The sequence below is a fragment of the Micrococcus sp. Mcc28 genome, from assembly GCF_024519775.1.
GTDB classification, from domain to species: domain Bacteria; phylum Actinomycetota; class Actinomycetes; order Actinomycetales; family Micrococcaceae; genus Micrococcus; species Micrococcus luteus.
Genome location: NZ_JALJRH010000002.1, coordinates 68,667 through 88,320, shown reverse-complemented (window position 1 = coordinate 88,320; position 19,654 = coordinate 68,667). Strand labels below are relative to the sequence as shown.

Genomic DNA, 19,654 nt, shown 5'->3' with positions numbered 1-19,654 from the left:
CATCTGCGGGTCGGACGGGGCCGCTCGGGTCAGCGGGTGCCGAGGGCGTCGGCGTCCTGCTGGAGGGTGCCGATCAGGTTGGCCACCGCGCGGGCCGTGTGGGTCAGCGTCGTGATGGAGACGTTGTCGATGTCGTCCTGGGGCGTGTGGTAGTTGTCGCCGCGGATCGAGAGCAGGCCCGTCGAGGCGATGCCCGCGTCCACGAACGGCGCGTAGTCCGAGCGGCCGTTGCTGCCCTCGGGCTGGTGCGCGTGACCGTCGCGGTCGAGCTGCGCGCCGAGCAGGGACTCAGCACCGATCGACCAGTCGGCCGTGAGCACGCCCAGCGTGTTCTGGTGGTCCAGCGGGGCCACCATGTCCAGGTTGGTGTAGAGGATGATGTCCTCGCGCTCCGCGGCGGTCAGGGTGTCCACGTAGTGGTGCGAGCCCAGCAGGCCGATCTCCTCGGCACCCCACAGGGCGAAGCGGACCTTGCTCTCGGCCTTGTTGGCCTTGGCGGCCTGGCGCGCGACCTCGAGGGTCGCCGCCACGCCCGAGGCGTTGTCGTGGATGCCCGGGCCCTCCGGCACGCCGTCCAGGTGGGCGCCGAGCATCACGACGTCGTCGTCGCTGCCCGTGCGCGTCTCCGCCAGCACGTTCCAGGTGGGCCGCTGCTCCACGAGCTGCTCGAGGTCCAGGGTGACGGTCGCGCCGCCGGCGCGGGTCTGGGCCAGCAGGTCGGCGCCCAGCTCGCGGGTCACGCCCACGGTCCCGACGACGTCGCCCGGCTCGGCGCCCAGGGTGCCGTTCAGCGCGCCCTCGGCGTTGTTGTAGATGATGACGGCCTCGGCGCCGGAGGCGGCCGCGACCTGGGACTTCTGGGCGAAGGTGCAGTCGCCCCGAGAGACCAGGGCGACGCTGCCGGTCAGGTCCGCGCCGGCCCAGTCCGCATCGGCGCAGCCGGTGGCGGCGCCGGCGGGGGCGGTGAGCGGGGCGTCGGTAACTTGCGCCGACGGCGAGGACGTGAAGACGGTGTGCTCGAGGGCGCGCTGGACGGGGCCGGTCTGCTGAAGCCGGTCCCGCAGGGTCTCGGTGTAGGTGATCTCGAACTCCTGGAGCTCGACGTCGTAGCCGGCCTTCTCGAGCTCGCCCACGGCGTAGTCGAGGGACGCCTGGAAGCCCGGCGTGCCCGCGGCGCGGTTGCCGTGCTCGTCCGCGATGGCCGCGAACGCCGTGATGTCCTGGCGGAGGTGGTCCGAGGAGATGGAGCGGACCAGCTTCTTCGGGGAGTTCGGGTTGCCGCCGGCGCGGTTCTGCCCGGGGCCCAGGCCACGGTCGGCGGCCTGCGTGGTGCCCACGGGGGCCTTTGCGGGGGCGGACGGGGCGGCTGGTGCGGCGAGTGAGACGGGGGCGGCGGTCAGCGTGGCGGCCAGGGTGGCGGCGGCCAGCAGGGTGGGGGTGCGGCGCATGGGCATCCTCATCGTGGGGGGCGTATGTGACGTACGCAACATAGCCCATCGTCCAGCGACCGTGCAGGGTGTGTGTCACGCCTGTCCAGCCGGGTGCCGCCCGTGCTGCGGCCGCCCGCGCCGCACCCGGCGCCGCCGCACGCCCCGCCGGACCGGGCCGGCCGTCGTCGTCCTCGGGCCGTCCAGCCGGTCATGTATCCTTGTCCGCACGAACCATATTGACCAGTGAGTACCTCGGCGGGCCCCTGTGCGCCACAGATCCGAGGCGGCGAGAGATGCGAAGGGGGTCACGCTCATGGGGCGCGGCCGTCAGAAGGCTAAGGCCACGAAGCAGGCACGGGAGATGAAGTACTTCTCTCCCGGAACAGACCTCTCGGCACTGGAGCGAGAGCTCACGGGCGGGCGCACGCGCAGCCCGGAGCCGGACCAGGAGCCCGAGTACGAGGATCCCTACGAGGACCTCTACGCGGAGGACGAGGACGACGACGCACGGGCGCGATGACGCCCGCACGGCATCCGGCCCTGGACGGGCATCAGGCCGCCCTGCGGTCGATCGCCAGGGTGGTGGATGAGACAGCACCGCTGCAGGACCCCGAGACGGCGTCTCGGGGTCTGCTGCGTCTGATGGAGGAGTCCCGCCCGCTCGTGATCACCGGGGCCGGCGTGTCCACGGACTCCGGCATCCCGGACTACCGGGGGCCGAACGGGTCCCTGCACCGCCACCGGCCGATGACGTACCAGGAGTTCCGGGACGACCCGGCCGCCCGCCACCGCTACTGGGCGCGCTCGTTCGTGGGCTGGCGCCGCATGGACCAGGCCCGGCCGAACGAGGCGCACCGCATCCTCGCGCGCTGGGCGGCCGAGGGGCGGATCGCCGGCATCCTGACCCAGAACGTGGACGGGCTGCACGCCGAGGCCGGACGCGCGGCGGGCATGCCGGAGGACCGGCTGATCGAGCTCCACGGCGACCTGGCGTGCGTGGCCTGCCTGAACTGCGGGGCCACCGAGTCCCGCCGTGACCTGGACCTGCGGCTCGAGGCCGCCAATCCGGGCTACCTCGAGCGCGTGGCGATCGACCCGGACGCCGTGAACCCCGACGGCGACGTCTCCCTCGACCAGCACTGGGTGGAGGAGTTCACGATGGTCGGTTGCCGGGTCTGCGGCTCCGTGAAGCTCAAGCCGGACGTCGTGTACTTCGGTGAGTCCGTGCCCGCGGCGCGGCGCGCGGCCGCGGAGGCGATGGCCGACGACGGCGGCACGGTGCTCGCCGTCGGCACCTCGCTGGCCGTGATGAGCGGCTACCGGTTCGTGCTGCGGGCCGAGCGGGCCGGGCATGAGACGGGGCTGATCAACCTCGGCCCCACCCGCGCCGACGCCAAGGCCCGCTGGCGCTGGCGCGCCCCGGTCGCCGAGGCGCTGGCCTGGCTCGACGCCCGCCTCTGACCCCCACCCACGTTTTCGTTCGGGAAACGGCGGACGCCGGGGCGTTTTCGTGCGGGAAACGGCGGGCGCCGGGGGTGTGGACACCGGGTGGCCCGGGGCCACGCACGACTCCTGCACAGGTGGCGCCGCCGGCGTCGTCGTCCACGGTGGGTGCTCCTGAGCGGGCGGGATAGGCCGGGTTGAGCCATCGTCACGGGCATGGACACGTCTTCCCTGCCCCTGCCGGACATCGTCGAGACCGGCCGGCCGTTCACCCGTGGCGACCTGCGCGCGGCCGGGGTCTCGGAGCGACTGGTCCGCGGCGGTGACGTGCGGCGCGTGACGCATGGGGTCCATCGGCTCCGGACTGACCACCTCGGCTCGTGGGCGGATCTCGGCTACGCCGAGGCGCCCGCTCCCTTCGCGCCGGAGGAGACGGCCGCGATCGTGGAGGCGAGCGGGGGAGTGGCCTCCCACCTCACGGCGCTGCTCCTGCACCGCGTGCCGCTGCCGCCGTTCCTGGCGGAGGACGGCACGGTGCACGTGTCCCGGCCGCACCCGCGCGGGGCGAGCGTCCGACCGGAGATCACCTCGCATGCCCGCCTCGTCCCGGCCGCGGACGTCACAGCCCTCCACGGGATCCGCCTGACGAGCCTGGAGCGATCCTGGGCGGATCTGGCCGCGCTGCTTCGTCCAGGCATGCTCGAGCCCGTCGTGGCGGCCGGGGACGCCCTCATCCATCGGCCGTGGTCGCCGGAGGGGCGTCGCTCACCACGGACCACGACGGCGGCCCTGCGGTCCGCGCTCCTGCGTGCCGGACGGTTCAAGGGAGTGCGCACCGCCCGTGCCGCACTCGAGCTGGTGCGGGTGGGCGCGGATTCCCCGCAGGAGACAGCCCTGCGACTGGCCCTGCTCCACGCCGGCCTGCCCGAGCCGGAGCTCCAGCTGGTGCTGCACCCGGGCCGGGCCCGGTCACCGGACGCGGATCTGGGGTGGCGGCAGTGGCGCTTGGTGGTCCACTACGACGGCGGTCACCACCTCGATCCTGCACAGCTCGCGGTGGACTCGTGGCGAGACGAGGGATGGGCGCGCGCGGGCTGGACGCAGATCTGGGCCACGGTGGACGACGCGCGGGACGACTTCCGGCGCGTCGTCGCCGAGGTGCAGACGCACCGGGCCCGGCTCGGCGGGCGGATCTTCGCGTCGTGAACCGCCGTTTCCCGAACGAAAACGCCCCGGAGGCCGCCGTTTCCCGAACGAAAACGCTCCGGAGGCCGCCGTTTCCCGAACGAAAACGCCCCCGGGGGGTCAGGCGGCGTACTGGCCGCGCATCAGCACGGCGCCGCCGTCGACGCCCTTGGCGCCATGCACGAAGTCCAGGCCCGCGGCCGCCGCGTCGTCGGTGAGGGCGCCGATGGTGCCCATCTCCCACGCGTCGATGCCGGCGTCCACGAGCACGGAGATCGACGTCGCGGCCACCTCCGGGTCCACCACGGCCACCATGCCCACGCCGAGGTTGAGGGTGCGCTCGAGGTCGGACTGCGGAACGCGGCCGAGCTCGCCCACCAGGCGGAACACGGGCGGCAGGGACCAGGTGTCGCGCTCGACGGTCGCCATGAGGCCCTGCGGGAGCACGCGCGCCAGGTTCGCGGCCAGGCCGCCGCCGGTCACGTGGCTGAACGCGCGCACCGGCAGGTCCGAGCCGCCGTCGTGGCCGTTGAGGCGCTGCACCAGGTCGAGGCAGGCGCGGGAGTAGATGCGGGTCGGCACGAGCAGCTCCTCGCCGAGGGTGCAGCCGAACTCGGTGACCTCGCGGTCCAGGGACCAGCCCGCGGCGTTCACCACGCGGCGCACGAGCGAGTAGCCGTTCGAGTGGATGCCGGAGGAGGCCATGCCGATCACGACGTCGCCGGACTGCACCCGCTCCGCGCCCAGGACCATGTCCGCCTCGACCACGCCGGTGGCCGCGCCCGCCACGTCGTACTCTTCCGCGGCCAGCAGGCCCGGGTGCTCGGCGGTCTCGCCGCCCACGAGCGCAGTGTCGGCCAGGCGGCAGCCCTCGGCCACGCCGCGCACGATGTCCGCGATGCGCTCGGGCACGACCTTGCCGCATGCGATGTAGTCGGTCATGAACAGGGGCTGGGCGCCGACCACCACGATGTCGTCCACGACCATGCCCACGAGGTCCTGGCCGATGGTGTCGTGCTTGTCCATCGCCTGCGCGATCGCCACCTTGGTGCCGACGCCGTCCGTGGACGTGGTCAGCAGCGGCTTGCGGTACTGCAGCAGCGCGGAGGCGTCCCACATGCCGGCGAAGCCGCCGATGCCGCCCATGACCTCGGGGGTGTGGGTGGCCTTCACGGCGTCCTTCATCAGCTCGACGGCGCGGTCGCCGGCCTCCACGTCGACGCCGGCCGAGGCGTAGGTGATCGGGGCGGCGGAGGAGGGGGTCTGGTTCGGGGTCACAGCGGGGTCCTGTCCGTCTCGGTGAGCAGCTTCTCGTCGTCGGCGTCCGGGCCGGGCTCGCAGCCCGTGGCGGTCACGGTGGTGGTCTCGCCGTCCACGTCCAGCACCACGGTGGACGCGGGCGACACGGCGACCGGCTCCAGCAGGCCCTTGCCGCGCTCGCCCTCGTCGGCCAGCGGGATCGGGTAGTCACCGGTGAAGCAGGCGGTGCACAGGCGCTCGCGCGGCTGCCCGGTGGCCTCGATCATGCCCTCCTCGCTGATGTAGGCCAGCGAGTCGGCGCCGATGGATGCGGCGATCTGGTCCACCGCGGCTCCGTTGGCGATGAGCTCGGCGCGGGTGGCGAAGTCGATGCCGTAGAAGCAGGGCCACTTCACGGGAGGGGAGGAGATCTTCACGTGCACTTCGGCAGCGCCGGCCTCCTTGAGCATCCGCACGACGGCGCGCTGGGTGTTGCCGCGCACGATCGAGTCGTCCACCACCACGACGCGCTTGCCGGCCACCACGGTGGACTGGACGTTGAGCTTGAGGCGGATGCCGAGCTGGCGCAGCGTCTGGGACGGCTGGATGAAGGTGCGGCCCACGTACGCGTTCTTCACGAAGCCCTGGCGGAACGGCAGGCCCGAGGCGTCCGCGTAGCCCACGGCGGCGGGCGTGCCGGACTCGGGCACGGGGATCACGACGTCGGCCTCGACCGGCTGCTCGAGCGCGAGGCGGCGGCCCATCTCCACGCGGGACTCGTACACAGAGCGCCCGGCGATCGTGGCGTCCGGCCGGGCGAGGTACACGTACTCGAACACGCAGCCGGCCGGCTTGGACTCGGCGAAGCGGGTGGAGCGGATGCCCTCCTCGTCGATCGCGATCATCTCGCCGGGCTCGACCTCCCGGATGAACGAGGCGCCGACGGTGGCGAGGGCCGACTGCTCGGAGGCCACCACCCAGCCGCGCTCGAGGCGGCCGAGCACGAGCGGGCGCACGCCCTGCGGGTCGCGGGCGGCGTAGAGGGTGCGCTCGTCCATGAACACGAAGCAGTAGGCGCCGCGGATCTTCGGCAGCAGCTCGAGGGCGGTCTCCTCGAGACGGTCCCCGGGGGTGCCGTGCAGCAGGGCCGTGACCAGGGCGGTGTCCGTGGTGTTGCCCTGCTTCATCTCACCGTGGGTGTGGCGGCCCTCCGCGGCGTGCACCATGCGCAGCAGCTCGGCGGAGTTCACGAGGTTGCCGTTGTGCGCCAGGGCGACCGTGCCGTCGTCGGCGGTGGCGCCCAGGGTGGGCTGGGCGTTGGCCCACTTGTTCACGCCGGTGGTGGAGTAGCGGCAGTGGCCGACGGCGATGTGGCCGCTCAGCGCGGTGAGCGTGGCCTCGTCGAACACCTGGGAGACCAGGCCGATGTCCTTGTAGACGGCGATGCGCCCGCCGTCCGAGACGGCGATGCCCGCGGACTCCTGGCCGCGGTGCTGGAGCGCGTAGAGGCCGTAATAGGCAAGCTTCGCGACCTCCTCGCCCGGCGCCCACACGCCGAACACGCCGCATTCGTCCTGCGGCCCCTGGTCCTGGGGGTCGAGGGCGGCGGTCAGGCGGCCGTCGCCTCGTCGGGTGCGCGGTGCGATCACTGCTCGGGGGTCCTTTCGGTGGGCGTGGTGCGGGCGGGCGGGGTGCCCGCGTCCACGCGGTCCAGGCGGACGTCCGCCATGGCCGGGTCGTCGGTGCGCTCGAGGACCACGGTGCGCGCGGTCGACCGGGAGCGGCGGTCCAGCAGCAGCCACACGAGCAGTCCGAGCACGCCGGTGCCGAGCATGCTCAGCAGCGCCGCGAAGCCGAACGTCTCCGAGAAGGAGAGCGGGATGCCGGAGTACGGGTCCGCGGGCGGGGTGGGGGAGGCGTGGACCGCGGTGGTGATCACGAGGGCGATCAGCAGGCCGAGCGCGAGCGCCACCGCGAGCACCGCGGTCAGCCGCGGGGCGCGACGGACGGTGTAGGCGCGCTGATCGGGGGTCGGCTCGGGGGCGGAGGTCATGCGCGCCAGTCTATCGAGTCGGCCGCTGAGGCCAGTCCCGGGTGCCCGCGGCGGGATCGGCACTGCGGCATCCCGCGACGAGGAACGGTGTCGACGTTCGAACGGTTGGTGCCGCCGAGAGGACTGCCGGGCACCCCTCGCTCACGGCCGCACGAGCGGCAGGTGCGCGCCGAGGTCCGCCCGCACGCCCGAGGCGCGCACGCCGCCGGCCGCGGTCGCATCCTCCCAGGTCGTCAGCCCCGTCGCCAGGGACAGCCATGTCACGGCGTCCATCTCCACCACGTTGGGCGGGGTGCCCCGGGTGTGCCGGGGCCCGGGGAGGCACTGGGCGACGCCGAAGGGCGGCACGCGCACCTCCACCGAGTTCCCGGGCACGCGGGTCGCCAGCTCCTCGAGCGCGAAGCGCACCGCCGTCGCCCGCGTGGGGCGCGGCAGCGCGGCGGCCGCCGCGGGGTCCTCCTCGTGGGCGCGCGCCCACGACAGCAGCGCCGCATGGCCCTCGACGACAGGCACCCGGCGGCGGGGCACGGAACCGGTGGTCACGCCCGCGCCTCGAAGGCCGGCAGGACGTCCCCCAAGAGGTCCCGCACCGGCGCGGCCAGGCGGATCTCACCGACGGGCTCGCCCCGGCCGAGCACCGGGGGCACGACGGCGGCCAGCACGTCCGGCAGCGTCGCCCGGTCCACGTGGTCCGGGGCGCACCGGGCCAGCAGCGCGAGCGCGACCAGGTCGCCGGCCCGCGTGCCGCCGTCGAGCGCCTTGACGGCCACGGCCGTGCCGTCCGGCGCGGCCATGACGAGCACGCCGTCTGCGCCCGCCTTGGCGAGCAGGCCGAGCTCGCGCATCACCACGGTGTTGGAGCTCGTCTCCCCGTGGACGGCCCACGGGTGCTCGAGCATCGCCGTGGCGACGGCGGCCGCATGCGGATCCGCGTCGGTGCGGCCGGGCGCCGCGGCGACCCGCCCGATGCCGCGGGCCAGGCCCGCCAGCGAGATGACGGCGGCCGGGGCGCCGCAGCCGTCCACACCGGTGTGGGCCACCGGCTCGCCGCAGTACTCGGCGATCACCCCGTCCACCTCGCGCTGCAGCGGGTGCGCCGGGTCGAGGTACGTGGCGACGTCGTGCCCGGACGCCGCGCAGGCCGCGAGGAAGCCGGCGTGCTTGCCGGAGCAGTTGAAGGCCAGCGGGGTCGCGGCGGCGGCCTCGCCGTCGCGGCGGACCTGGGCGACCACCTCGGAGGTGTCCGCGGGCCAGGCCGGCGGGCACCGCAGGGCGGACGCGTCGAGGCCGGCGTCCGCGAGCATGCGCTCGGCCAGCGCCTGGTGCCGGAGCGTGCCCCGGTGCGAGCCGCACGCGATGGACAGGGCCTCACCCTCCAGCGCCGCCCCGTGGCGCAGCGACGCGATGGCCTGGAACGGCTTCAGCGTGGAGCGCGGGTAGATCAGCGCGTCCGCGGGGCCGAGCCCGGCCAGCACCCGCCCGTCGGGGCCGGTCACGACGGCGGCGCCCGCCGTCCGGGACTCGACGAAGCCGTTGCGGACGGTCTCCACGAGCTCGACGGCGTCGGACAGGGCGAAGGTCTCGCCCGCGGGGGCGACGGTGGCGTGGGTCATGCGGTCCAGGGTAGCGAGGGCCCCGGACGCGTCGGCGTCCGGGGCCGGTGCACCGGCTCAGGTCCGGCGGCGTCAGTGGCTCACTCCGCGGAGAGCCGCCCGTCCACCATGGTCAGCGTGCGGTCCGTGGCGGAGAGGAACTCGTGGTCGTGCGTGACCATGAGCGTCGCCACCTGCTCCTCGCGGGTCAGCGTGCCCAGCAGGTCCACCACGGCGGCCGAGCGCTCGCGGTCCAGGGCGGAGGTGGGCTCGTCCACGAGCAGCAGCGTCGGCGAGGCCATGAGCGCGCGCACGATGTTCACGCGCTGCCGCTGGCCGCCCGAGAGCTGGTGCGGGCGCTTGCCGGCCTGGTCGGCCAGGTCCACCCGCTCGAGCAGCTCCATGGCCCGCGTCCTGGCAGCTTTGCGGTCCGCGCGGGTGGCGTCGCGGTCCAGGTGCACGGTCAGCTCGAGCTGCTCGGCGGCGGTCAGCGACGGGATGAGGTTGGGCTGCTGGAAGATCATGCCGATCTCCTGGCCGCGCAGCGCGGTGCGCTCCCTCCGGGACAGTCCGGCCATCTCGCGGCCGGCCACGGACACACTGCCGGAGGTGGGCGTCACGAGGCCCGCGGCCACCGCCAGCAGGGAGGACTTGCCCGAGCCTGACGGGCCGACCATCGCCGTGAACGTGCCGGGGAGCAGGTCCAGGCTCACCTCGTCCAGGGCACGCAGCACGCCGCGTTCGCCGTCCGGGTACTCCAGGACGAGGTCGCGCACGGACAGCGCGGGGGTGGCGTCGGCCACGGCGGCGGGGCGCTCGCCGGCGACGCGGTGGGCGGCCGCGGCGGCCGGGGTGCGGAGGGCGTAGAGGTCGGCCTGCGGGGCGGTGAGGGCGGTCATGGTGAGGTCCTTTCTCCAAGCGGGGGCGAGGCGGAGCCGAGGGGGACGACGGCGCCGGGCGGCGCCGTCGTCAGAGGCGGTCAGTTGCCGCCGAGGGCGACCAGCGGGTCGATCCGGGTGACGCGGTAGACCGCGACGACGGCGGCGAGCATGCCGAGCACGAGGACCCCGGCGGCGGGCACCGCGGTGGTGGCCCACGAGAGCTCGAACGGGACGGCCCGCCCCGCGAACGCGCCGATCACGGCGGCCAGCCCGGTGCCCACGGCCACGCCGCCGACGAGCACGAACGCGGCCTGCGCGAGCGAGTCCTTCAGCACCCAGCCGTTCGAGCCGCCGAGGGCCTTGAGCACCGCGATGTCGCGGGTGCGCTGCACCGTCCAGATGGACAGGAACGCGATCACCACGAGCGCCGAGATGCCGTACAGGAAGCCCTGCATGGTCATCAGGGAGCCGTTCTCGGACCGGTAGCTGGGCAGCGCGGCGTAGGAGCCCTTCACGGTCTCGGCGACGGTGCCCGCGGCGTCGTCGCCGGCGGTGGCCACGGCGTCGGCGTCGGCGCCGGCGTCGAAGCGCACGAGGCCGGCGGTGCCGAGCACCGCGTCCTCGGCGGTGTGCGAGATGGCGTTCCAGTCCTCGAGCGCCAGCCACGTCACGGGGGAGTGGGAGTAGTGCTCGGTCGGCACGACGTCGGCCACGGTGTAGACGAAGCCGGAGACCGCGACGGCGTCACCCGCCTGGGCGTGGAGGGAGTCGGCCACGTCCTGGCTGAGCACGATCTCCCCCGGCTCGACGCCGGCCGGCGCGTCGGAGCCGTCCGGGGTGAGACCGATGAACGCGGTGGTGGCCACGCCGGTGGTGGGCTCGCCGGACACGTCCGCGCGGCCCTGCGGGTCCGTGTCCACGGGGTGCTCGAGCCCGATGGCCCGGCCCTGGCTCACCCCGAGCGGCTCGACGGAGGCCACGCCGTCCGTGGCCGCCCACGCGTCGCGCTGGGCCACGGTGAACTCGGACTGGGTGAACGACGCGGTGGGCTCCTGGTCCGCCGCGCCGCCGAAGACCAGACGCTGCACGCCCTGCTCGCCGAGGCGGTCGATCGCGGCGGTGTTCTGTCCGCCCAGGCCGGCCGTGAGGCCGGAGAGCATGACGAGCAGCAGGCTGATGAGGGCCACCACGGAGCCCATGAGGGCGAACCGCCCGGTGGCGAAGCGGAGGTCGCGGAGTGCGAGGAACACGGGTCGCGTCCTTTCCTGAAGGGGTCTGTCCTGAGATTGCCTCCACGGTCTCGCGCGGGGAGGGGTCGGCACATCGCCCGCGGCGGCTGGACCCGGTCAACCGAATGGTTGATCCCGGCGGCTCAGCGGCGCAGCCCCGGGGCCGCGGGCCGCTGTCGCGTCCGGGGCGCGCCCTAGGGTGGAGCCATGTCCGTCGCACCCCGCGCCGCCGTGCCCCCCGCGGCCGCCGAGACCGGCACCACCGCCGTGCTCGCCGGCCTGCGCGTGGCCCTGCACGTCACATTCGCCGCGCTGCTCACCGTGGGGCTGGCGCGCGCGCTCGCGGACCGGTCCCCGGAGGCGTCCGGTCCGTTCCCGGCCACCACCCTGGTGCTGCTGACCGCCGCACTGGCGGGCGTCTACCTGGCCGGGACCGTGCTGGAGCGGCGCCGGTGGGCCCGGGGCGACGACGTCGGCCGCGGTCCGGCGGTCGCCTGGCTGGCCCTGGTGCTGCTGCTGTGGGGGCTACTCGTGGCCCACCACGGCGACTTCGCGTGGGTCGCCTTCCCCCTCTTCTTCGTCGTCCTGCACGTGGTCGGCCGGGTGACCCGGCAGGCGTGGGTGCGCCACGTGGTCGGGCCCGTGCTGGTCGTGGCGATGGCCGCCGTCGTGGTGGCCGGGATGGCGTCGGGCGCCGGCGGCGTGCGGGTGCCGGCCGTGATCGGCCCGCTGGTGGGCGCCGCCGTGGCCGTGGTGCTCTCCGGGGCGTACCGCGCCCTGCACGCCGAGTCCGAACGCCAGCGTGCCGTGGCCGAGCAGCTGCGCGCCGCGCAGGCGGAGCTCGCGCGCACGGAGCACCGGGCGGGGGTGAGCGCCGAGCGGGAGCGGCTCGCCCGCGAGATCCACGACACCCTCACCCAGGGGCTGGCCTCGATCGTGCTGGTCTCGCGCGCGGCCCAGGACGCGCTCGACGCGGCCGACCCCGCCCTGGCCCGGCAGCGCATGGAGACCGTCCGCGCCACGGCTGCCGAGAACCTCGCCGAGTCCCGCCGCTTCGTCCGCGACCTGCGCGGCACCGGGGCGCCGTCCCTCGTCGAGGCGCTCGAGCGTGCGGTCGCCGGGTTCGCCGACCGGCAGGCCGCCGCCGGGACGCCCGTGGCCGCGGACGTCGAGGTCGTGGGCGAGCCCGTCGCGGTCGCCGAGGCCGTGGAGACCGCCGTGCTGCGCGCCGTGCAGGCGTCCCTGGCGAACGTCGGCGCCCACGCGGGCGCCCATCGCGCCCGCGTCACGCTGGGCTACCTCGGCGACGAGCTGACGGTGGACGTGGCCGACGACGGCGCGGGGTTCGACCCGGCCGTCGTCGCGGCCCGCACCCGGACCGGAGCCGCCGGTGCCGACCCGGGGGCGGGGACCGGCGTGGGACTGGCGAGCGTGCGCGAGCGCCTCGCGGCGGTGGGCGGCGAGGCCACCGTCGAGTCGGCCCCCGGCGAGGGCACTGTGGTGGCGCTGCGGGTGCCGCTGGCCGCCGCCGGGGCCGGCCGGGGCGCGGATCCCGAGCAGACCGAGAGCGAGGAGACCGCATGAGCGTGCGCGTGATGCTGGTGGACGACCACCCGGTGGTGCGGGCGGGGGTGCGGGCCGTCGTCGAGGCGCACCCGGACCTGACCGTGGTGGCCGAGGCCGCCGACGGGGCGGAGGCGATCGGCGTCCTGGAGGCGGGCGAGCCCGCGGTGGACGTCGTGCTGATGGACCTGCAGATGGGCGCGGGCATGGACGGCGTGACCGCCACCCGCGCCGTGCGGGAGCGGTGGCCGGGGGTGCAGGTGCTGATCCTGACGACCTTCGACACGGAGGCGGACATCCTCGCGGCCGTGAACGCGGGCGCCGCCGGCTACCTGCTCAAGGACGCCCCGAGCGAGGAGATCGCCTCGGCGGTGCGGCAGGCGGCGGCGGGGCGCAAGGCCCTGGCCCCGCAGGTCGCGGCCACGCTGATGGGGCGCATGTCCGGCGGCTCCGAGGTGCTGTCCGAGCGGGAGATCGAGCTGCTCGAGCTGATCGCGCGGGGCGCCACGAACAAGGTGGCCGCGAAGGAGCTGTTCATCTCCGAGGCCACTGTGAAGACGCACCTGGTGCACATCTTCCAGAAGCTCGGCGTGGACAACCGCACCCGCGCCGTCGACGAGGCCCGGCGACGGCGCATCATCCGCTGACGCGCAGGCCGGGGCGGCCGGCCCCCGCGGACCCGGTCCTGCTCAGCGGCGCCGCACGTACCGGGTGATCACCGCCGCGGCGACGGCGGCCAGCGCCAGCACGCCGAGCGCGGCGGGCAGGCTGAGGTCGCCGCGCTGGACGCCGAGCCCCCGCAGCGTCCAGAAGACGATCAGGGTGCACGTGAACATCACGCCGACGAACATCCAGGCCGTGCGCAGCCCGGGTCCCAGCCCCGCACCGGGCCGGTGGCGGGGGTCACGGGGATCACGGTCGTCACCGGGCTGACCGTGGTGGAGGGGAGGCATCGTCATGCGCTCCACCGTAAGGGCCACGGGCCGGGCCGGGCCAGGGCCACCGCGTAGGCTTCAGGCTCGTGAAGACCCTTGTGCTCGGCAACGGCGGCCGCGAACACGCGCTGCTCACCGCCCTCTCCCGTGATCCGCAGGTCAGCGCCCTCCACGCGGCGCCCGGCAACGCCGGCATGGCCGACCTCGCCACCCTCCACGCCGTCGAGGCCACCAACCCGGCCGCCGTCGTGGAGCTCGCGCGCGAGCTGGGGGCCGACCTCGTCGTCGTCGGACCCGAGGCCCCGCTGGCCGCCGGCGTCTCCGACGCCCTGCGCGAGGCCGGGTTCGCCGTGTTCGGCCCCTCGCAGGCCGCCGCGCAGCTCGAGGCGTCCAAGGCCTTCGCCAAGGAGGTCATGGCCGCCGCGGGCGTGCCCACCGCCGGCTCCCGCGTGTGCACCACCGCCGCGGAGGCCGCCGCCGCCCTCGACGAGTTCGGCGCCCCGCACGTCGTCAAGGACGACGGTCTGGCCGCGGGCAAGGGCGTCGTGGTCACCTCCGACCGCGCCGAGGCCCTCGCCCACGCCGAGGCCTGCTTCGCCGCCGGCGGCACCGTGGTGATCGAGGACTTCCTGGACGGCCCCGAGGTCTCCCTCTTCGTGATCTGCGACGGCGAGGCCGCCGTCGCCCTCACCCCCGCCCAGGACTTCAAGCGCATCCACGACGGCGACGCCGGCCCCAACACCGGCGGCATGGGCGCGTACACGCCGCTGCCGTGGCTGCCCGAGGGCTTCACGGACGAGGTCATGGACCGCGTGGCCCGCCCCGTGCTCGCCGAGATGGCCCGCCGCGGCACCCCGTTCACGGGCGTGCTGTTCTGCGGCCTGGCCGTGACCGCCGAGGGCGTGGAGGTCATCGAGTTCAACGTGCGCTTCGGCGACCCCGAGACCCAGGCCGTGCTCGCCCGCCTCGAGACGCCCCTGGGCGGGCTGCTCGCCGACGCCGCGGCCGGCCGGCTCGGCGCGGACCGTCGACTCGAGTGGAGCGACGACGTCGCCGTGGACGTGGTCATGGCCTCGGCCGGCTACCCGGCCTCCTCCTCGAAGGGCGACGTGATCACCGGGCTGGCCGACGCGGCCGGCCTCGAGGGCGTGCACGTGATCCACGCGGGCACCGCGGTGTCCGGTGAGGACGTGGTGACGGCGGGCGGCCGGGTGCTGGCCGTCGTCGGGCGCGGGGCGGACCTGGCCCAAGCGCGCGAGCGCGCCTACGCGGGCGTCGAGCGCATCCGGTTCGACGGCGCCCAGTGGCGCACGGACATCGGACTCAAGGCCGAGCGCGGCGAGATCACCGTGCCGGGGACGGAGGGAGCGAAGTGAGCGGGGAGCGCGTGGGGTTCACGGGGGCCGAGGCCCTCGAGCTGCCGGGCTGGCGGCACGTCTACTCGGGCAAGGTGCGGGACCTGTACGAGCCCGCTGACGCCGAGCCGGGGCGGTCCGCGACGCTGCTCGTGGTGGCCTCCGACCGGATCAGCGCCTACGACCACGTGCTGGAGCCGCCGATCCCGGACAAGGGCGCCATCCTCACCCGGTTGACCCTGTGGTGGTTCGAGAAGCTGGCCGAGGGCTACAACGGGGCCCACGCCGAGCCGGTCGAGCACCACGTGGTGAGCGCGGACGTGCCCGCGGCCGTGGCCGGGCGGGCGATGATCGTCAAGCGCCTGGACATGTTCCCCGTGGAGTGCATCGCCCGCGGCTACCTGACCGGCTCCGGCCTGGCCGAGTACCGCGCGTCGGGCACGGTGGCCGGCCTGCCGCTGCCCGCCGGGCTCGTGGACGGCTCGCGGGTCGACCCGCCGATCTTCACGCCGTCCGCGAAGGCCGAGGTCGGCGAGCACGACGAGAACATCACGTTCGAGCAGATGGTCGAGCGCGTGGGCACCGAGGCCGCCGAGCGCCTGCGGTTCCTCACCCTGGACCTGTACGCCCGCGCCGAGGCGATCGCCCGCGAGGCCGGCATCATCCTGGCGGACACGAAGGTCGAGTTCGGTGTGGACCCGGCCACCGGCCAGGTGGTGCTGGGCGACGAGGTCCTCACCCCGGACTCCTCCCGGTTCTGGGACGCCGAGGACTACGAGCCCGGCCGCCCCCAGGCGAGCTTCGACAAGCAGTTCGTCCGCGACTGGCTCACGGGCCCCGACTCCGGTTGGGACAAGACCAGCGGGGAGGCCCCGCCGGCGCTGCCCGCCGACGTCGTGGCCAAGACCCGCGACCGCTACGTGGAGGCGTACGAGCGCCTGACGGGCCGCCCCTTCGACGCCTGACCCGGACTTTCGAACGTGGGGTAGGCCCTCTGCCACGTTCGAAAGCGCGTCGGGCGCGCCACCCATCAGGCGAGCGAGTCCTCCCAGGCCCGGTGCAGCGCCGCGAACCGGCCGTCGGCCGCCACCAGCTCGGCGGGGCTGCCGTCCTCGATGATCCGGCCATCGTGCATCACGAGCACCCGGTCGGCGGTCTCGACGGTGCTGAGCCGGTGGGCGATGATCAGCGCCGTCCGGTTCCCCAGCAGCCGCTCCAGCCCGGCCTGCACGAGTCGCTCGCTCGGCAGGTCCAGCGACGACGTCGCCTCGTCCAGGATCAGCACGGCGGGGTCCGCGAGGAACGCCCGCGCGAACGACACGAGCTGCCGCTGTCCCGCGCTCAGCCGCCCGCCGCGCTTGGCGACGTCGGTCGCGTAGCCCTCGGGCAGCCCCAGGATGAAGTCGTGCGCCCCCACCGCCCGGGCGGCCGCCTGGATCTCGGCCTCGGTGGCGTCGGGCCGGCCGAGGGCGATGTTCTCCGCGATCGACCCGGAGAACAGGAACGCCTCCTGGGTCACCATCACCACGTTGCGCCGCAGATCCGCCTGGCTGAGTTCGCGCAGCTCCACCCCGTCCAGCGTCAGCGAGCCGGCAGAGACGTCGTAGAACCGGGCGATGAGCTTGGCCAGCGTCGACTTGCCCGCACCCGTCTGGCCCACCACGGCCACGGTCTGCCCGGCCGGGATCACGAGGTCGAACTCCGGCAGCACCACCCGGTCCGGCCCGTAGCTGAACACCGCGTCCCGGAACTCCACCCGCCCGGACGCCACGCCCGTCCCCGGAGCGTCGGCCCCGGGCAGCGGCGTGGGCTCGGCGGCCTCCACCACGGTGGGCTCCTCCTCGAGCAGGCCGGAGACCTTCTCGAGCGCCGCCGTCGCGGACTGCAGCGACGAGTAGAACATCGCCACCATCTCCATGGGCTGGAACACGCGCCGTCCGGCCAGCAGGAGCGCCACGAGCACCCCCACCTCGAGGTCGCCGTCGAGCACGCGCAGGCCCCCGGTCACGAGCAGCGCCGCCACCGTCAGGTTGCCCGTCGCCACGAGCACCGGCTGCAGGATGCCGAACAGGTTGAGCGTGGCCACCATGTCGTCCCGGTAGGCCGTGGCCAAGTCGCGGTACCGCGCGTCGTTGTCCCGTTCCCGCCGGAAGGCCTGGACCGCGCGGATGCCGGTCATGGTCTCCACGAAGTGCACGATCGACCGCGCCGAGGACACCCGCGACCGCCGGTACGCCTCCTCGGACCGCACCTGGTACCAGCGCGTCACGATCGCCACCGGCACGGCCGCGCCCAGCAGCACGAGGAACGACGGCGGGTCCAGCAGCAGGATGGACGCCGCGGTGAACGACATGAACATCAGCCCGGACACGAGCGAGGACACGCCCTGGTCCAGCAGCTCCCGCAGCGCCTCCAGGTCCGAGGTCTGCCGCGAGATCACCCGCCCGGACGTGTACCGCTCGTGGAACCCGAGGCTCAGCCGCTGCGTGTGCCGGAACACGCGCAGCCGCAGGCTGAGCAGCATGGCCTGGCTGGCCCGCGCGGTGAGCCACGTGTACGCCCCCAGCAGGCCCCCGGAGACGAGGGCCGCCGCCACGTACGCCCCGCCCACGGGGACGAGGATGGGCCAGACGGACTCGCCGGCCCGCACGGCCTCGACGACGCGCGGCAGCTCCGCGTCGATCGCCCAGGCGATGATCAGCGGCCCGGCCGCCCGCGCCGCGTTGGACACGAGCACGAAGACCACGGTGACCAGCAGCGTCCCCCGGACCGGCCGCGCGAGCTCGCCGAGCAGCCGGAAGGACCGGCGCCGGATGTGGCGGCGCTCCGCGCGGGTGTAGTCGAGGTCCTCTTCGGCCCCCACGCCGCGCACGCGGCTCACGTCGGCGGCGCTCATGCCTGCTCCTCCGGTCGGCTCGAGATGATGTGCCGGTACACGGCGCTGCGGGCCAGCAGTTCGGGGTGCGTCCCCACGTCCTCGATCCGCCCGTCCGCCAGCACCGCGACCCGGTCCGCCAGGGCCACGGTGGAGGGACGATGCGCCACGATCAGGGTGGTCGTCCCGTCGAGGACCTCGCGCAGGCGCGCGGTCACGGTCTCCTCGGTGCGCACGTCGAGGGCGGAGAGGGGGTCGTCCAGCACGAGCACGTCCGGGCGCGCCGCGATCGCGCGGGCGAGGGCGATCCGCTGGCGCTGTCCGCCGGAGAGGCTGAGGCCCTCCTCGCCGATCTCGGTCTCGACGCCGTCCGCCAGGTCCGCCACGAAGCCCGCCTGCGCGGTCTCGAGCGCGAGGTCGAGCAGGGCGTCCGCCGCGGGGGAGTGGAGGCCGTCCGCGAGCACGTCCGCCGGGGCGCCGAGCAGCACGTTCTGCCGGATGGTCGCGGAGAACAGCGTGGCGTCCTCGAACGCCACGGACACCCGCCGGCGCAGCTCCTCGAGCGGCATCCGGCGCACGTCCACCCCGTCCACGCAGACGGAGCCCGCCGTGACGTCGAGCAGCCGGGGGACCAGCTGCAGCAGCGTCGACTTGCCGGCGCCGGTCGCGCCGACCAGGGCCATCGTCTCGCCGGGCACCAGCTCGAGGTCGACGCCGTCGAGCAGGTCGCGCTCCCCGCGCCCCGGGTCCGCGTCCGGCCAGCGGAAGCGCACCCCGCGGAACGCGAGCGCGCCGGTGGCCGGGGGCACGACGGCGGCCTCCCCGGTGGGCGAGGCGATGTCCACGGGCGTGGCGAGGACGTCCACGTGGCGGTCGATCGCCGTGCGGGCCGAGAGCGTCATGCCCATCAGCTGGCCCACCGACTCGACCGGCCCGGCCAGCACGGCCGCGGTGGCGAAGTAGGCGGCGAGCGCGCCCACCGTCAGCTCCCCGGTCGCCACGAGCCACAGGCCCAGGGCGAGGCCCAGGCCCAGCACCGTCTCCGGCAGGGCCACGATGAGCGCGATGAACCGGGCCAGCACCGAGGCCTTGTGCACCTCGGTGCCCTGCAGCGTGCGGGCGCGCCCGCGGAAGCCGTCGAGGGCGTGCGCGCCGCGGCCGAACGCCTTGAGGACGCGGATGCCGTGCACCGACTCCTCGACGGACGTGGCGAGGTCCCCGGCCTGGTCCTGGGAGAGCCGGGACGCGGCGCGGAAGTCGTTGCGGAACCCGAACGACGCCCACATGATCGGCACGGCCGCGGCGAGGTAGAGCAGGGCCAGCTGCCAGGACAGCAGGAACAGCAGGACGAGGCCGACGGCGATGGTCACCACGTCCACCACGAGCATGACCGAGCCGAACGCGATCCACCGCCGCAGCAGCGAGAGGTCGCCCTGGGCCCGGGAGAGCAGCTGCCCCGAGGGCCACGCGTCGTGGAACGCCACCGGCAGGCGCTGGAGCCGTTCGAACAGGGCGATGCGCGCCCGGTTCTCCACCCCGGCGGCCGGCGGGAGGATGAAGTACCGGCGCAGGCCGATGAACGCGGCCTCGGCGAGGCCGAGCACGGTGAGTAGGCCGGCGGCCCGCCACACGTCCGCGCGGGAGTCGGGGGAGGAGGGCCCGGCGAGCACAGTCTGCGTGAACACGGTGTCCACGAGCAGGTGGATGACCTGCGGGATGGCCAGGGCCACGAGGCCCGCCGCCGTGGCCGAGGCGAGCCCGAGCACCCAGCGCGCCCGCACGCCCTCGAGGTACGGTGCGATCCCGCCCAGGGCGTCACGCAGGGACGAGGCGTCGGGAGAGGTGGCGCGGGTCACGGGGCCCCACTGTACCCG

General features: G+C 74.7%; 18 protein-coding genes. 7 read left to right on the top strand and 11 right to left on the bottom strand.

What is annotated here, in order from left to right; all coding sequences use genetic code 11:
• Positions 1-29 precede the first annotated feature (29 nt).
• Entirely contained in the window at positions 30-1,448 is a 1,419-nt protein-coding gene (locus NR073_RS01375) for a M20/M25/M40 family metallo-hydrolase (protein ID WP_236649672.1), read from the bottom strand.
• Positions 1,449-1,743: 295 nt separating this feature from the next.
• On the opposite strand from NR073_RS01375, the gene NR073_RS01370 reads away from it, so the two are divergent.
• The 3 genes from NR073_RS01370 to NR073_RS01360 all read left to right on the top strand — a co-directional run bounded on the left by NR073_RS01370 (position 1,744) and on the right by NR073_RS01360 (position 4,079).
• Entirely contained in the window at positions 1,744-1,950 is a 207-nt protein-coding gene (locus tag NR073_RS01370) for a DUF3073 domain-containing protein (RefSeq protein WP_036339330.1), read from the top strand.
• Complete coding sequence (locus NR073_RS01365) at positions 1,947-2,891, top strand: Sir2 family NAD-dependent protein deacetylase (RefSeq protein ID WP_036339309.1); 945 nt, start codon at positions 1,947-1,949, stop codon at positions 2,889-2,891. Before NR073_RS01370 ends, NR073_RS01365 begins: the two co-directional genes overlap by 4 nt.
• A gap of 198 nt (positions 2,892-3,089) precedes the next feature.
• A complete protein-coding gene (locus NR073_RS01360; RefSeq protein ID WP_036314245.1) occupies positions 3,090-4,079 on the top strand; it encodes a hypothetical protein in 990 nt (329 codons plus the stop codon).
• Positions 4,080-4,178: 99 nt separating this feature from the next.
• On the opposite strand, the gene purM is transcribed toward NR073_RS01360, so the two are convergent.
• From purM to NR073_RS01325, 7 genes are all read right to left on the bottom strand, one after another.
• A complete protein-coding gene (gene purM / locus NR073_RS01355; RefSeq protein WP_159305530.1) occupies positions 4,179-5,336 on the bottom strand; it encodes a phosphoribosylformylglycinamidine cyclo-ligase in 1,158 nt (385 codons plus the stop codon).
• The gene (gene purF, locus NR073_RS01350) at positions 5,333-6,946 is read right to left on the bottom strand and encodes an amidophosphoribosyltransferase (protein WP_216881138.1); all 1,614 of its coding nucleotides are present in this window, start codon (positions 6,944-6,946) and stop codon (positions 5,333-5,335) included. The genes purM and purF overlap by 4 nt, the downstream gene beginning before the upstream one ends.
• Positions 6,943-7,350, bottom strand: a complete 408-nt coding sequence (locus NR073_RS01345; RefSeq protein ID WP_115260650.1) for a hypothetical protein — start codon at positions 7,348-7,350, stop codon at positions 6,943-6,945. The genes purF and NR073_RS01345 overlap by 4 nt, the downstream gene beginning before the upstream one ends.
• A 141-nt stretch (positions 7,351-7,491) precedes the next feature.
• Entirely contained in the window at positions 7,492-7,893 is a 402-nt protein-coding gene (locus tag NR073_RS01340; RefSeq protein ID WP_036338274.1) for a sterol carrier family protein, read from the bottom strand.
• Positions 7,890-8,963, bottom strand: a complete 1,074-nt coding sequence (locus NR073_RS01335; protein ID WP_036338271.1) for an asparaginase — start codon at positions 8,961-8,963, stop codon at positions 7,890-7,892. The genes NR073_RS01340 and NR073_RS01335 overlap by 4 nt, the downstream gene beginning before the upstream one ends.
• A gap of 80 nt (positions 8,964-9,043) precedes the next feature.
• Positions 9,044-9,841, bottom strand: a complete 798-nt coding sequence (locus NR073_RS01330) for an ABC transporter ATP-binding protein (RefSeq protein WP_256748549.1) — start codon at positions 9,839-9,841, stop codon at positions 9,044-9,046.
• 80 nt (positions 9,842-9,921) lie between these two features.
• Positions 9,922-11,073 (bottom strand): ABC transporter permease, encoded by a 1,152-nt coding sequence (locus tag NR073_RS01325; RefSeq protein ID WP_256748548.1) that lies wholly within the window; start codon positions 11,071-11,073, stop codon positions 9,922-9,924.
• A 186-nt stretch (positions 11,074-11,259) separates the two neighbouring features.
• Here NR073_RS01325 and NR073_RS01320 point away from each other — a divergent pair, with 186 nt between their 5' ends.
• Both NR073_RS01320 and NR073_RS01315 read left to right on the top strand, forming a co-directional pair.
• Positions 11,260-12,636 (top strand): sensor histidine kinase, encoded by a 1,377-nt coding sequence (locus NR073_RS01320; protein WP_256748547.1) that lies wholly within the window; start codon positions 11,260-11,262, stop codon positions 12,634-12,636.
• Positions 12,633-13,262, top strand: coding sequence for a response regulator transcription factor (locus NR073_RS01315; RefSeq protein WP_012751067.1), 630 nt, complete (start codon positions 12,633-12,635; stop codon positions 13,260-13,262). The genes NR073_RS01320 and NR073_RS01315 overlap by 4 nt, the downstream gene beginning before the upstream one ends.
• Positions 13,263-13,304: 42 nt before the next feature.
• Here the strand turns inward: NR073_RS01315 and NR073_RS01310 are convergent, their stop codons facing one another.
• Positions 13,305-13,574 carry a hypothetical protein gene (locus NR073_RS01310; protein ID WP_158183958.1) on the bottom strand — a complete coding sequence of 90 codons (270 nt, stop codon included), beginning with the start codon at positions 13,572-13,574 and terminating at the stop codon, positions 13,305-13,307.
• Between the two features lie 62 nt (positions 13,575-13,636).
• Between NR073_RS01310 and purD the strand changes: the two genes are divergently transcribed.
• The gene (gene purD, locus NR073_RS01305; protein WP_044658866.1) at positions 13,637-14,926 is read left to right on the top strand and encodes a phosphoribosylamine--glycine ligase; all 1,290 of its coding nucleotides are present in this window, start codon (positions 13,637-13,639) and stop codon (positions 14,924-14,926) included.
• Positions 14,923-15,870, top strand: a complete 948-nt coding sequence (locus tag NR073_RS01300; RefSeq protein WP_049146822.1) for a phosphoribosylaminoimidazolesuccinocarboxamide synthase — start codon at positions 14,923-14,925, stop codon at positions 15,868-15,870. The genes purD and NR073_RS01300 overlap by 4 nt, the downstream gene beginning before the upstream one ends.
• A 65-nt stretch (positions 15,871-15,935) precedes the next feature.
• Here the strand turns inward: NR073_RS01300 and NR073_RS01295 are convergent, their stop codons facing one another.
• Positions 15,936-17,801, bottom strand: coding sequence for an ABC transporter ATP-binding protein (locus NR073_RS01295; protein ID WP_230278062.1), 1,866 nt, complete (start codon positions 17,799-17,801; stop codon positions 15,936-15,938).
• A complete protein-coding gene (locus tag NR073_RS01290) occupies positions 17,798-19,636 on the bottom strand; it encodes an ABC transporter ATP-binding protein (RefSeq protein ID WP_036338247.1) in 1,839 nt (612 codons plus the stop codon). The genes NR073_RS01295 and NR073_RS01290 overlap by 4 nt, the downstream gene beginning before the upstream one ends.
• Positions 19,637-19,654: the final 18 nt, after the last annotated feature.